The organism is Vibrio sp. MMG023 (assembly GCF_021654215.1).
Classification (GTDB): Bacteria; Pseudomonadota; Gammaproteobacteria; order Enterobacterales; family Vibrionaceae; genus Vibrio; species Vibrio jasicida.
This window is the reverse complement of record NZ_JAKFZP010000002.1, coordinates 569160-582492: the sequence shown is the minus strand read 5'-3', so window position 1 is coordinate 582492 and position 13333 is coordinate 569160. Positions and strand designations below refer to the sequence as shown.

The following is a 13333-nucleotide window of genomic DNA, read 5'->3' as shown; positions in this document are numbered from 1 at the left end:
AAACGGAGCCGATTGGCTCCGTTTTTTTGTAATACATTCTTGATTTGTTGTTTAGTCGATAACGTAACGCTTAGCTACGTTTCGGGAGCAACTTGATTGTTTTATCAACCTAGGGCTCCAATTTTAGTTTTGATGGGGGCAGCTTTGTTTTTCGTTTTAGTTGCTATGAGTCATAGAACGTTGTTTCTTTTTATAGCATGTTGAAGATAAATGGTATTATAAATGGAGTTTTATATGGCCTTAGAGACACAGAATGAACCTTAGTACAGCTAATGACAACTTTAGAACTTTGGTCGGAAGTAATGTTACTTACAGCATTCCTCCTTTCCAACGAGACTATTCATGGGGAGAAGAAAACTGGGAAGAGTTGTGGTTTGATATCTTAGCTATGTATAGCGGAGAGGAAGATGCAGAAACAGAACACTATATGGGATATTTGGTTCTTCAGAGTGTTCAAGGAGAAAAGTACAAACTAGTTATTGATGGTCAGCAACGTATTACTACTATCAGTATCATAATTTTGGCAGCTCTTAATCATTTACGTACATTAATTGACCTAGGTATAGACTCAGATAAGAATGAACAGCGTGAGAAAGTGCTTAGAGAGGCTTATATCGGTTATATTGATCCTACAACCTTGCGAGCTAAGTCTAAGCTTACGCTGAACAAACATAACGATAGATTCTATCAAACTTATATAGCCACAAATTCCGATAGAATTCCTCAAAGAAATTTAAAGTCATCTGAGCATCTTCTCCGTAAGTCATACGAGTGGTATTCAAACAAGCTTGCTAGTTACTTCGGGCAAGAACCAGATAGTGGAGAGAAAGTTACAGCCTTTATTGACTCATTGGTAGACAAGTTGTTTTTCACAATAATTACTGTAACTAATGAGCTAAATGCATTTAAGGTGTTCGAAACATTAAACGCTCGTGGTGTAAAGCTATCATCAACGGATTTGCTGAAGAACTATTTGTTCTCGGTTCTAAGTAGCGAAGATCCGCATGACTCTGTACTCATTGAGTTGGAGGAATCATGGGAACGTATTACTGGATTATTAAGTAGTGAGAGCTTTCCTGAACTGCTTCGTATATTCTGGAATAGTAAACACAAATTAGTCCGTAAAAAAGATCTATTTAAAACCATACAAAAGTCAATTGATAGTCATGAGAAGGCTTTTCAGCTTGTTAGGGATCTTGAGTTTAACTCTGAAATTTATGCGAACTTACGTGATCCAAATAGCGAAATTTGGAATGCTGACGAAAAAGACTCATTATCTCAGTTAAGTATGTTCGGAGTTAAACAGCCTATTGCAATGTTGATGTCTGCCTATAGGGAATTCTATGTAAATGATAGAAATACATTTACTAAAATTCTTAATGCTATTGCAGTAATTTCTTTTAGGTACAATGTGATATGTAGTTTGCCTCCACAGGACCAAGAAGGTTTATACAGTTCTGTTGCGACGCGTATTGAGGATGGTGAACTAGATTCTTTTAGCTCTGTCATTCAGGCTTTGAGAGATATTTATCCGACAGATACCTTGTTCAGCGGAGCTTTCGCGGCTAAGCAATTAAGAACAACAAATAGTCGAAACCAAAAAGTTGTTCAATACATCTTGAAAAGTCTGGAAGTGCATATATCTGGAGCCGCCGTTGACCTGTCGACTAACAAGTTTAATATTGAACATATTTTGCCCCAAAAGGTAACGTCTGGTTGGAGTGAGTTTAATGAGACGAGACACTCACAGTCTGTCTATAGACTTGCAAATATGGTGATTTTAGAACGAAGTATTAATGCATCTATCGGTAATAGTGATTATGCGACCAAGAAAAATGCATTAGCAGATAGTTCTATTGAGACAACTAAAGCTATTTCTGAACATTACGATTCTTGGACTCCAGAGTCTATAGAGTCTCGACAAAAGTATCTGGCAAAGCAAGCTAAATCTATTTGGAAGATTCATGGACTATAAGGCATAGGCCATTTAGTGCTATTTTAAAACTAATTTAGTTTATCTTTTTAGCGAAATGGATTTTATGATTTAAAAGCCATTTGTTAGTTTTAAAAACTAAAATACGGGAGCAGAAGCTCCCGTATTTCTTATTGATGCGTAGTGGAATCTGAGTGTATGGTCAATTGTTTACTTCTCAAAATGAATGGTCAATTTTAGTGACGATACTTGATATGTTAAAACTACCTAAAGAAACTCTCAGAAAAGCTTTAGGTTAAGTACCTCGAAGAAGCTAGGTGACTAGGAGGTCTCTGATGAAGTACAAAAAACGTCGGACGTACAAATATAACCTTCATTCCGAAGAACAGATTGAAACCGGTATTACCCTCGCGCAGCCTTTCGATAGTCCGTTCCTCAGTTTATCCGGTCAAGGGTTGCTAACGATCAAACAAGGCTATTCATGGGATGGGGCGAGTGGCCCAGCGATTGATACCAATAACATTCTTAAAGCTTCTCTGGTTCATGACGCGTTATACCAGTTGATGAGAGAAGAAGTATTGCCGCAAAGCAGTCGAGAGCAAGCGGATAAGCTTCTGCGTCAAATATGTCTTGAACATGGTATGTCGAATTTTAGAGCGACGTACATCTATTACGGAGTCAGAGTATTTGGCGGATTCTTTTCTAAACCGGATCTTTTGTCTGCCTAGTTAAGCTCTCTTGGTAAGTAGGTTCTGAATCATGTTCGTTTCTCACTGTTCAAAATGACGAAAACCTAGGAAAACTGTGCGTGTAGTAACCTGATAACTAAAAATAAACTGTCATTCTAGCGAGCTCCAGCGAGACTAAGAATCTAATGTCAGCGCGCTGGGGCGTTTGTCTCTTCACTCTCTACATAGTACTCGGCAGTAGGTTTTAGTACGCACACACAATCACTTCGCTGTTCCTTTACATATCTATGCTAGACTCACGCCATCAGCTATATGAATGACTTCTCATTTGTTTACCTGAGGGCAGCAATTGGGCTGTTGTATTCTTATTAAAGGCATAAAAATGAGTAAATTAACTTCAGCTGAACGTAAAGCACGTGACAACGAACGTTTCTCGCAACGCGTGAGTGAACGTCGTGAAAAAGGTGAAGATGTCGTTGCGTACGCATTGGCAAACAAAAAAGCGGTGAAGTTCTTAACTAAGTCAGAAAAGAAAGCATTGAACGAACGTAAAGCGACGCTTCAAGAAGAACTTAAGCTGAAAGAGCAGGAAGAACTGCGCAGAATTGAACAGTCGTTTATTGTTGAAGAAGATAACGAACAATAAGCGCTTCTTTGCGATTGCCGTGTTGTGCGAAGCAGAGATTCAATAAAAAACGGGAGCCTCGGCTCCCGTTTTGCTTTCCTATTTATCGTTTAAGCCATCATTCGCTTAAGCGACGTTTTCCATCTGAGGGTACAGCGGCTTTGCGGCCAATAGCTCTGGCTCAAAATCGTCTACGTTGATGGTATCTAGGCGATGCTGTTCAGCTTCTCTCAGCAAATCAGCTTCTTCTTGAGTAATGAAGCCTTGCTCTAGACCTTCTTGAGCAATCATATCCAAACGCATGAATGGACGGCGTTTACCTTGCGCTTTACATACCTTGTCAAACACAGGCTCAGCTTGAAGAATCACAGACAATGCAAGCTCAATCTTACCTGCTGCGTTGTGCTCTGTTGGTTCTAGGTACTGACCACGACCAATACGCGAACGTGTTGCACTTGGCGTTTGTAGAATACGGGCTACTTTGCTGTCTAGCTTGTCGCTTGGCGCTTTACGTACACGGCCAAATGGCATGATCAATACACGCAGTGCACGACCAATGACTTTGTTCGGGAAGTTCGCTAGGAACTCATCAACTGCCGCTTCAGTTTGCTTCAAGCTGTCTTGCAAGCCCCAATGTACTAATGGCAAATCTTCAACAGGGCGGCCATCCTGCTCGAAGCGTTTCAATGTTGCAGAGCTCAAGTATAGCTGACTTAAAATGTCACCAAGACGCGCAGACAGACGCTCTTTACGTTTCAACGAACCACCTAGTACTGCCATCGAGATATCCGATAGAAGAGCAAGGTTTGCGCTGTAACGGTTCAATTGTTGGTAGTAACGCTTGGTTGCGTCTTTGGTTGGTGACGTTGAACCTAGGCCATCACTTAGACCAAACCAGATGCTGCGAATTAGGTTACTCATGGTAAAGCTCACGTGACCCGCTAGTGCTTTGTCAAACTTCTCAACGGCGTCACCAGCCTCCGAGTATGCGGCATTCATCTCTTCAAGAACGTAAGGGTGACAACGAATCGCGCCCTGACCGAAGATGATCATTGAACGAGTCAGGATGTTCGCACCCTCTACGGTTACCGCGATTGGCGCGCCTTGGTAACCACGCGCTAGGAAGTTAGAAGGACCCATACAGATGCCTTTACCACCTACGATATCCATCGCGTCGATGATGCTTTGTTGGCCACGATGCGTACAGTGGTACTTCACGATAGCCGAGATAACAGAAGGTTTTTCACCTAGGTCGATACCTGCCACGGTTAGGTTGCTGGCTGCATCCATCACGTAAGCGTTACCACCTAGACGTGCTAATGGCTCTTCTACGCCTTCCATGTGACCGATAGGCTGTTTGAACTGACGACGAATGCGCGAGTAAGCACCTGTCGCCATCGCAGCGGTTTTGATGCCACCTGTTGAGTTTGAAGGTAGCGTGATACCACGACCAACTGATAGACACTCAACCAGCATACGCCAGCCTTGACCTGCCATTTTTTCACCGCCGATGATGAAGTCCATCGGTACGAAGATGTCTTTACCGCGAGTTGGGCCATTTTGGAATGGTACGTTAAGCGGGAAGTGACGGTTACCAATCTCAACGCCTTTAAGGTCAGTTGGGATTAGGGCACAAGTGATGCCAAGATCTTCTTGGTCACCTAGTAGGCCTTCTGGGTCACGCAGTTTGAATGCAAGACCAAGAACCGTTGCGACTGGCGCTAGAGTGATGTAACGCTTGTTCCAAGTTAGACGCATACCAAGGACTTCTTCACCTTGCCACTCGCCTTTACACACCACACCAAAATCTGGGATAGAGCCCGCATCGGAACCTGCTTCTGGGCTAGTCAGTGCAAAACATGGGATCTCTTTACCTTCAGCCAAGCGAGGTAAGTAATGATTTTTCTGCTCTTCTGTACCGTAGTGCTGCAGGAGTTCACCAGGACCTAATGAGTTCGGTACGCCAACGGTAGAAGACAGCACGCCAGAAACGCCAGTCAGTTTTTGCAGTACCAAAGATTGCGCGTATGCAGAGAATTCCAGACCACCGTATTTCTTTTTGATGATCATGGCGAAGAACTTGTTGTCTTTTAGGTATTGCCATACTCCTGGTGGCAAATCTGCAAGCTCGTGAGTGACTTGGTAGTCGTTCACCATGGCACACACTTCGTTAACTGGGCCATCTAGGAATGCACGCTCTTCTTTGCTCAGCTTGGGCGCTTTGATTGCGTGAAGCTTTTGCCATTCCGGTTTGCCTTTGAATAGCTCCGCTTCCCACCAGACCGTACCAGCGTCCAATGCTTCTTTCTCGGTCTGAGACATAGCAGGTAGGACTTTCTTAAACATCACGAGCGCTTTGCGGCTGATCAGTGATTGGCGAATGCCCGACACGGCGAATACCGCAACGGCAAGTACATAAAGTGCCCAGCCAATAACACCAACTGAGCCTGCGATCGTCAGAGCTAGCATGGCAGCAGTTAGCAGACTGACGGATTTCACGAGAGACATTCTGTGGTAGAGCGTTATGCCTAACACAACTGTCATCGCTACGATTGAGAGCAAGATGTCCATATGTTTTTTCCTTTTCAGACTTTATTAATGTTGTACGTCTGTATTTTGGTAAGAGGTCTAACCAGCTCTCATAAGTGTAATCAAAATATTAATAAAATGTAAAACCCAAGATTGGGTAAAAAGTGATCTATGTAGAGTTAAAATTCTAAAGTTGGGAGTTGAGTGATGATTTCGTAAGCAAGTTAACAAGTTTATTACCGCGATGAATCCAAATCTGTTGGTTCACTATCGACACTAATTCTCGTTTGTGGGTAAACTCAGAGTAATGAAATGTCCGGTGCGAGATTCGCATCAGAACAATTTGCCAAGCGAGAGCCTCAACCTCACTGCTGTGGCCGAAATAATAAAGAGAACGTCTTATGTACCAAGATCTGATTAGAAGTGAATTAAACGAAGCTGCTGAAGTTCTGAATAAGTTTTTAAGTGATGACCACAACATCGCGCAAATCGAAGCTGCAGCAAAAATGATTGCTGACTCATTCAAGCAAGATGGTAAAGTGTTGTCATGCGGTAACGGTGGTTCTCACTGTGACTCTATGCACTTTGCAGAAGAGCTAACAGGTCGTTACCGTGAAAACCGTCCGGGTTACGCTGGTATTGCTATTTCAGATCCAAGCCACCTATCTTGCGTTAGTAACGATTTTGGCTACGACTTCGTATTCTCTCGTTACGTTGAAGCAGTGGGCTGCAAAGGTGATGTTCTGTTTGGTTTGTCGACGTCAGGCAACTCAGGCAACATCCTAAAAGCGATTGAAGCCGCGCAAGCGAAAGGCATGAAGACAATTGCGCTGACCGGTAAAGATGGCGGCAAAATGGCTGGCCTAGCGGACATCGAGATCCGCGTACCACACTTTGGTTACGCAGACCGCATTCAGGAAGTACACATTAAGATTATTCACATCATCATTCAGTTGATTGAAAAAGAGATGGAATAAGCTTTTCAGCTTGGCCTCGTTTGGGCTTAGTGGTGTTTTAAGGTAAGGAGTTCGTTTAACCATGTGTGAATTGCTCGGCATGAGCGCAAATGTTCCAACCGATATTTGTTTCAGTTTTACTGGATTGATGCAGCGCGGTGGTCGCACTGGACCGCATCGTGATGGCTGGGGAATTACTTTCTATGAAGGAAAGGGTTTCCGAACATTCAAAGATCCAAACCCTAGTTGTGATTCTCAGATCGCTGAGTTGGTGCAGAACTACCCGATAAAAAGTCGTGCGGTGGTTAGCCACATTCGCCAAGCAAACCGAGGCGGAGTGAATTTAGAGAACACGCACCCATTTACGCGTGAGCTGTGGGGACGCTACTGGACTTTTGCACACAATGGTCAGCTGACTGACTACCAAGATTTGTATACGGGTCGTCACCGTCCGGTGGGAGAAACCGACAGCGAAATGGCTTTCTGTTGGCTGCTCAAACAGATGGAAGATAAATACCCTGAGCCACCTCAGGATATGGAGTCGGTCTTTACTTATGTTGCTCAGTGTTGTGATAAGTTGAGAGACAAGGGCGTGTTTAACATGCTGCTCAGTGACGGTGAGTTTGTGATGACTTACTGTACCAACCATCTGTATTGGATTACGCGTCGCGCACCATTTGGCAAAGCGGCCCTATTGGATGAAGATGTCGAAATCAACTTCCAAGAAGAGACCACGCCAAATGATGTGGTTTCTGTGATTGCGACTCAACCATTAACTGGCAATGAGGCATGGCAACGAATGAAACCGGGTGAGTTTGGTTTATTCCATGTCGGAGAATTGGTGTTGAATAATGCCAAGGCTCTGGAGGATGTCCCCTTTGCAGCGCCGAAGCCGGGTAACCAAGCACCGACAGAACCGTTGGAGTGATGGTTTTCTCGCAGTAAAACATTTGAATAAAACAAAAGGCAGCCTGATGGCTGCCTTTTTACGTTTGGTGTTTGGAATTAAGAGTTACTCGGCGGCGTAGCCGTGAGCTCCTAGCTCAAAACCATCGAGATACGCTTTGCCCTCGGTCATCGACAATCGCCCTTCGACTAACCACTTAGTCACCATTGGGTAGATGTTGTGCTCTTGAGTCTGCACACGTGCGGCTAGGGCATCGGTATCGTCGTCTTCAAATACGGGTACTTTGGCTTGTAGTACCACAGGGCCGCCGTCTAACTCTTCTGTGACAAAGTGTACGCTGGTGCCGTGCTCTTTGTCGCCTGCATCAATAGCGCGCTGGTGGGTGTGTAGCCCCGGATATTTAGGCAAAAGGGAAGGGTGGATATTGATCATTTTACCCAGGTAGTGGGAAACAAACGCGCCACTGAGAATACGCATGTAACCTGCAAGCACAATTACGTCCGGTTGGTATTCATCGATTTGTTTCATCAGTTCAGCATCAAAGCCTTCACGGGATTCGAATGCTTTTGGATCGACAAAATGCCCATTCACATCAAACTGTTTTGCGCGCTCTAAACCATAAGCGTCAGCTTTGTTGGAGAACACCGCTGCGACTTGTGCATTTGGCATACTGTCTTCGCAAGCTTCCAAGATGGCTTGAAGGTTACTGCCGTTACCCGAAATGAGGACCACTATGTTTTTCATGATGTTGAGACTGCCTTGCTATTGTAGGTTTGAAGTGCGTATCCGCTAAATTACCTACTATTAGAATGGTTTTCGATGTTCCAGATAGCAGAATGAGGACATCGCGTCCTCATTCTTTTTATTTTTTGAGCTTGATTCGCAAGTTATTGGATTTCAACTTGCTCTTCGTTTGCTTCTGCTTGAGCGACTTCACCAATCACCCATGCGTTTTCGCCTTCTTCTTTAAGAAGAGCAACCGCTGCGTCTGCTTGGTCTTTTGGAAGTGCAACGACTAGGCCAACACCACAGTTGAACGTACGGTACATCTCGTGTGTTTCAACGTTGCCTTTCTCTTGTAACCATTTGAAGATGATTGGCCATTCCCAGCTATTACCATCGATAACGGCTTTTGTGCCTTCAGGCAGTACGCGTGGGATGTTTTCCCAGAAACCACCACCCGTGATGTGAGAAATCGCGTGTATGTCGTGCTTCTCAATCATCTTAAGTGCTGATTTGATGTAAATCTTAGTTGGTTCTAGTAGGTGCTCACCGATAGTACGACCTGCTAGCTCTTCGTTTTTATCTGCGCCAGAAACTTCTAGGATCTTACGGATAAGAGAGTAACCGTTTGAGTGTGGACCGCTTGAGCCAACAGCGATTAGTGCGTCGCCTGCTGCCACTTTCGTGCCGTCAATCACGTCTTCTTTTTCTACTACGCCAACACAGAATCCAGCAACGTCGTAGTCTTCGCCTTCGTACATGCCCGGCATCTCAGCAGTTTCACCACCGATTAGTGCACAGCCTGCTTGAACACAGCCATCAGCAATACCAGAAACCACGTCTGCCGCGGTATCTACGTCTAGCTTGCCTGTTGCGTAGTAATCTAGGAAGAATAGGGGCTCAGCACCTTGAACGATTAGGTCGTTTACACACATTGCCACTAGGTCAACGCCAATAGTGTCATGCTTGTTCATATCCAGCGCTAGGCGAAGTTTTGTACCTACACCGTCAGTACCAGAAACTAGTACAGGTTGTTTGTATTTTGTCGGCAATTCACACAATGCGCCAAAACCGCCGATACCACCCATCACTTCAGGGCGACGAGTACGCTTAACCGCACCTTTAATACGATCTACAAGCGCGTTGCCTGCATCAATATCTACACCAGCGTCTTTATAGCTAAGAGAAGAGTTGTTACCACTCACAGGGAAGTCCTCGGTTTTTAAGTTGGATATGAAAACGGCGCTATTCTACCAGTGGTTAAATACAGATAGCAAACGTTTGCGTCGGTTTTTTTCTTTAGTGAACTATCCTGATATCCCTGCAAAAATCATGTATAATCTGAAGGTTTGTTTAAATATTGCCAATAAAGCCGGAGATGGAAATGAAAGTTGTTGAAGTTAAACACCCTCTAGTGAAACACAAAATCGGTCTAATGCGAGAAGGTGACATCAGCACGAAGCGTTTTCGTGAGTTAGCGACAGAAGTCGGTAGCCTACTTACTTACGAAGCGACTGCAGACTTTGAAACAGAGAAAGTAACCATTGAAGGTTGGAATGGTCCTGTAGAAGTTGACCAAATCAAGGGTAAGAAAGTAACAGTAGTGCCAATCCTGCGTGCAGGTCTAGGTATGATGGATGGCGTTCTTGAGCACATGCCAAGCGCACGTATCAGTGTTGTAGGTATCTACCGTGATGAAGAAACACTTGAGCCAGTGCCATACTTCAACAAGCTTGCTTCTAACATCGATGAGCGTATTGCTCTAGTTGTTGACCCAATGCTTGCAACAGGTGGTTCTATGATCGCAACAATCGATCTTCTAAAAGAGAAAGGTTGTCAGGCAATCAAGATTCTTGTTCTTGTAGCGGCTCCTGAAGGTATCGAAGCACTAGAAAAAGCGCACCCAGATGTTGAGCTATACACAGCGGCAATCGATGAGAAGCTAAACGACAAAGGCTACATTGTTCCTGGTCTTGGTGATGCAGGTGACAAGATCTTCGGTACTCAATAAGCATTATTGCTTTACTGAATTTCAAAAAAATAAAGGCTTGGTGAAAACCAAGCCTTTTTTGTCTCTGCTATTTAGAAGCGAGCTACGAGATCAGGAAGGGCGACTTAAATCAATCAAGCCGCACCATACTTACTTCGCGTTGTCTTCTTCCATCTGTGCATTATCTACCACGTGGTTTTCACCAAGGTCGTGTGGTAGCACTAGGTTAAGAATGATTGCCACGATACCACACAGGCTCACACCTTGTAGACTGAACTCACCAATACCGAAAGCCATACCACCGATACCAAACACTAGCGTTACCGCAACGATTACTAGGTTACGTGATTTGTGTAGATCAACGTTATTTTTAATCAGTGTGTTTAGGCCGACAGTTGCGATAGAACCAAACAGTAGAATCATGATACCGCCCATTACCGGGACTGGAATGGTTTGTAGAATCGCACCTAGCTTACCTACCAGCGCAAGTACGATGGCAGTAACCGCTGCCCATGTCATGATTACAGGGTTGAACGCTTTCGTTAGCATTACCGCTCCTGTTACTTCGCTGTACGTGGTATTTGGTGGTGCGCCAACCATAGAAGCTGCAATTGTTGCCACCCCGTCACCGGCGATAGTGCGGTGCAGGCCTGGCTTCTTCAGGTAGTTTTTGCCCGTTACGTTTGAGATAGCAAGCATGTCACCCACGTGTTCAACCGCCGGGGCAATCGCTACTGGGATCATGAACAAGATGGCGTTGATGTTGAACTCTGGTGCAGTGAAGTTTGGCATTGCAAGCCAAGCTGCTTGAGCAACCGGTGTGAAATCAACCACGCCGTAGAACAGGGATACTGTGTAGCCTGCCAAAATACCGCCGACGATAGGAACCAACTTTAGGAAGCCTTTCGCGAACACGCTTAGTGTAATAGTCGTTAAAAGTGATACCGCTGAAATGATCACCGCCGCATCGCCATTCACTAATTGAATCGCGCCGTCTCCCGATTTACCTACTGCCATGTTGACCGCGGTAGGAGCGAGGCCAAGACCTATCACCATGATCACTGGGCCGACAACCACAGGTGGCAGAATTTTATGAATAAAGCCAACGCCGCGTACTTTGATCATCGCACCAAGACCAACGTACACTAAACCAGCAGCCATCAAGCCACCCATGGTTGCACCGATACCCCAAGTCTGGATACCGAACATAATAGGAGCAATAAACGCAAAAGAAGAGGCAAGGAAGATAGGGACAGAACGTTTAGTAATCAGTTGGAAAAGAAGAGTACCGACACCAGCACCAAACAGAGCAACGTTTGGGTCTAGGCCAGTAAGAAGTGGTACCAGCACGAGAGCACCAAAAGCGACAAAGAGCATCTGAGCGCCTTGTAACGCGTTTTTCATAATTATTTCCTATTCAGAGATACGCAGACAAATCCGGCGAATATTATCATCTAGCAATCGATTGCAATGTTGCCTAGATCAAACTTTTGTATGGATTTATAACAGAGACGAATAGTTTGTTTTCATGGTGGGTTTTAACTTGGTCAGAATACAGACAATTCACTCAGTACTCTTCTTGCTCACCGTTTGATAGTTGCTTATGATGCGTGTTCTTGTACAGAGGATTATGAAAACTATGCGCTATTTAGCTCTCTTATTGATAGGTTGGTTGTCTCTGCCAGTTTATGCATTAACTCAGGTGGATATCTATCGTGCCGAAGTGGCGATCGACAGTGAGCAAAAAGACGGCGAAGAACTCGCCCGTCAACAAGGTATGCAAGATGTGATTGTGCGTGCAACAGGCAGCGAATCTTCCCTTAGCAACCCAGTAATTAAGAAAGCAGTGGGTTCAAGTTCTCGCTATATTTCTCAACTTGGTTACGGCCAACTTGATGGTCAAAGCAGTTTGAAGATGCTGTTCAATAGTGGCCAAATCCGTTCATTGTTGACGCAAGCACAGTTGCCAACGTGGTCAGCAAGTCGTGCCAACATTCTTGTTTGGTTAGTGGAAGAACAAGGTTACGACCGTACTATCACTTGGGAGCATTCTGATTCTTCAAGTGTTGCAGCGTTGCGTGATGCGGCACAGTCACGAGGCTTACCTATCACGATGCCTGTAGGTGACTTTGATGATGTTACCGGTGTGAACGTGTCTGATTTGTGGGGCGGCTTTGTTGACCCAATCAGCCAAGCAAGCCAACGTTACCCTGTGGATGCCGTTTTGGTTGTACGCGTACAAGGTGACAAGATCCGTTGGACTTTGTATGACCAAGCGCCAACGCAATTGTCTGAGTCTAAGCAATCGCCACGTAGTGGCTCTGCATCTGGTGCGAATGCGATTCCGGCGATGATTGGTGGTATCGCTGATTATTATGCGAAGAAAAGCGCGGTTGTTGTCTCGAGCAAATCTTCAGAAGAGATCGATGTAAAAGTGGTTGATGTTGAATCAGCAATGGATTTCTTCAACCTAGAGGATTCCCTAACTAAGCTAAACTCTGTGGCGAGTACCGAGATCAAGCGTGTACAAGGCAATGCTGTGACATTGACTATTCACCTCCTTGCTTCTCAACAAGCGTTTGAACAAGAAGCTTCCTCTATTCGTCCATTGGAAGTCACCGAAGATCCAATGGCGGGTTTAGAACCGGCGGCGGTACAACTTCCAGAAGCGCCTGCGCAACCAGCGCAACTTCCTGCTGATACAGAGCAAGGCCAAGCTACAGAGAGTGGTGCTGTGGTTCAAGAGTTGACGGCAGAGCAGAGCGCAATAGAAGCGAAACAGCCTGTTGTTGCTCAGCCCGCTCCAGAGCAATATGACCTTATTTACAAGTGGAAAGCTCCGGTTCGTGCTCAAGTTGAGCCAGAGCTGGATGCGGATTCTGAAATTGCGCCTGTGTTAGAAAAAGATACGGTAGAAAATCCAGAAGATGTTGGTTAATCGACGGTCTTGATTGGGGTTTCAAACAAATAAAAAGAGTCGC

Annotated in this window: 11 protein-coding genes; 7 read left to right on the top strand and 4 right to left on the bottom strand. The window is 44.9% G+C overall.

Annotated features, from left to right (window positions below; translation table 11 throughout):
• The first annotated feature begins 253 nt into the window (after nucleotides 1-253).
• The 3 genes from L1076_RS07815 (at nucleotide 254) to L1076_RS07805 (ending at nucleotide 3268) form a co-directional block, all read left to right on the top strand.
• The gene (locus tag L1076_RS07815; protein WP_237303472.1) at nucleotides 254-1975 is read left to right on the top strand and encodes a DUF262 domain-containing protein; all 1722 of its coding nucleotides are present in this window, start codon (nucleotides 254-256) and stop codon (nucleotides 1973-1975) included.
• Between the two features lie 293 nt (nucleotides 1976-2268).
• A complete protein-coding gene (locus tag L1076_RS07810) occupies nucleotides 2269-2661 on the top strand; it encodes a DUF1353 domain-containing protein (protein WP_237303471.1) in 393 nt (130 codons plus the stop codon).
• 343 nt (nucleotides 2662-3004) lie between these two features.
• Nucleotides 3005-3268, top strand: a complete 264-nt coding sequence (locus L1076_RS07805; protein WP_005436833.1) for a hypothetical protein — start codon at nucleotides 3005-3007, stop codon at nucleotides 3266-3268.
• 105 nt (nucleotides 3269-3373) lie between these two features.
• On the opposite strand, the gene fadE is transcribed toward L1076_RS07805, so the two are convergent.
• Nucleotides 3374-5818, bottom strand: a complete 2445-nt coding sequence (gene fadE / locus L1076_RS07800; protein ID WP_237303470.1) for an acyl-CoA dehydrogenase FadE — start codon at nucleotides 5816-5818, stop codon at nucleotides 3374-3376.
• 359 nt (nucleotides 5819-6177) lie between these two features.
• Here fadE and lpcA point away from each other — a divergent pair, with 359 nt between their 5' ends.
• Complete coding sequence (gene lpcA, locus L1076_RS07795; RefSeq protein WP_237303469.1) at nucleotides 6178-6753, top strand: D-sedoheptulose 7-phosphate isomerase; 576 nt, start codon at nucleotides 6178-6180, stop codon at nucleotides 6751-6753.
• Between the two features lie 61 nt (nucleotides 6754-6814).
• Nucleotides 6815-7660 (top strand): class II glutamine amidotransferase, encoded by an 846-nt coding sequence (locus tag L1076_RS07790; RefSeq protein WP_038864746.1) that lies wholly within the window; start codon nucleotides 6815-6817, stop codon nucleotides 7658-7660.
• A gap of 84 nt (nucleotides 7661-7744) precedes the next feature.
• Here the strand turns inward: L1076_RS07790 and purN are convergent, their stop codons facing one another.
• Together purN and purM are read right to left on the bottom strand one after the other, a co-directional pair.
• Nucleotides 7745-8383, bottom strand: a complete 639-nt coding sequence (gene purN, locus L1076_RS07785; protein WP_054756511.1) for a phosphoribosylglycinamide formyltransferase — start codon at nucleotides 8381-8383, stop codon at nucleotides 7745-7747.
• 143 nt (nucleotides 8384-8526) lie between these two features.
• Complete coding sequence (gene purM / locus L1076_RS07780; protein WP_038879184.1) at nucleotides 8527-9567, bottom strand: phosphoribosylformylglycinamidine cyclo-ligase; 1041 nt, start codon at nucleotides 9565-9567, stop codon at nucleotides 8527-8529.
• A 179-nt stretch (nucleotides 9568-9746) separates the two neighbouring features.
• Here purM and upp point away from each other — a divergent pair, with 179 nt between their 5' ends.
• A complete protein-coding gene (gene upp / locus L1076_RS07775; RefSeq protein ID WP_005533963.1) occupies nucleotides 9747-10373 on the top strand; it encodes a uracil phosphoribosyltransferase in 627 nt (208 codons plus the stop codon).
• A 129-nt stretch (nucleotides 10374-10502) separates the two neighbouring features.
• On the opposite strand, the gene L1076_RS07770 is transcribed toward upp, so the two are convergent.
• Complete coding sequence (locus L1076_RS07770) at nucleotides 10503-11756, bottom strand: uracil-xanthine permease family protein (RefSeq protein ID WP_038879185.1); 1254 nt, start codon at nucleotides 11754-11756, stop codon at nucleotides 10503-10505.
• Nucleotides 11757-11991: 235 nt separating this feature from the next.
• Here L1076_RS07770 and L1076_RS07765 point away from each other — a divergent pair, with 235 nt between their 5' ends.
• Complete coding sequence (locus L1076_RS07765) at nucleotides 11992-13290, top strand: DUF2066 domain-containing protein (RefSeq protein WP_045421112.1); 1299 nt, start codon at nucleotides 11992-11994, stop codon at nucleotides 13288-13290.
• The last annotated feature ends 43 nt before the right edge of the window (nucleotides 13291-13333 follow it).

Coding starts and splice junctions, on each gene's coding strand:
- L1076_RS07790 (WP_038864746.1), top strand. CDS start 6,815: ATGTGTGAATTGCTCGGCATGAGCGCAAATGTTCCAACCGATATTTGT.
- lpcA (WP_237303469.1), top strand. CDS start 6,178: ATGTACCAAGATCTGATTAGAAGTGAATTAAACGAAGCTGCTGAAGTT.
- L1076_RS07805 (WP_005436833.1), top strand. CDS start 3,005: ATGAGTAAATTAACTTCAGCTGAACGTAAAGCACGTGACAACGAACGT.
- L1076_RS07770 (WP_038879185.1), bottom strand. CDS start 11,756: ATGAAAAACGCGTTACAAGGCGCTCAGATGCTCTTTGTCGCTTTTGGT.
- L1076_RS07815 (WP_237303472.1), top strand. CDS start 254: ATGAACCTTAGTACAGCTAATGACAACTTTAGAACTTTGGTCGGAAGT.
- L1076_RS07765 (WP_045421112.1), top strand. CDS start 11,992: ATGCGCTATTTAGCTCTCTTATTGATAGGTTGGTTGTCTCTGCCAGTT.
- upp (WP_005533963.1), top strand. CDS start 9,747: ATGAAAGTTGTTGAAGTTAAACACCCTCTAGTGAAACACAAAATCGGT.
- fadE (WP_237303470.1), bottom strand. CDS start 5,818: ATGGACATCTTGCTCTCAATCGTAGCGATGACAGTTGTGTTAGGCATA.
- L1076_RS07810 (WP_237303471.1), top strand. CDS start 2,269: ATGAAGTACAAAAAACGTCGGACGTACAAATATAACCTTCATTCCGAA.
- purN (WP_054756511.1), bottom strand. CDS start 8,383: ATGAAAAACATAGTGGTCCTCATTTCGGGTAACGGCAGTAACCTTCAA.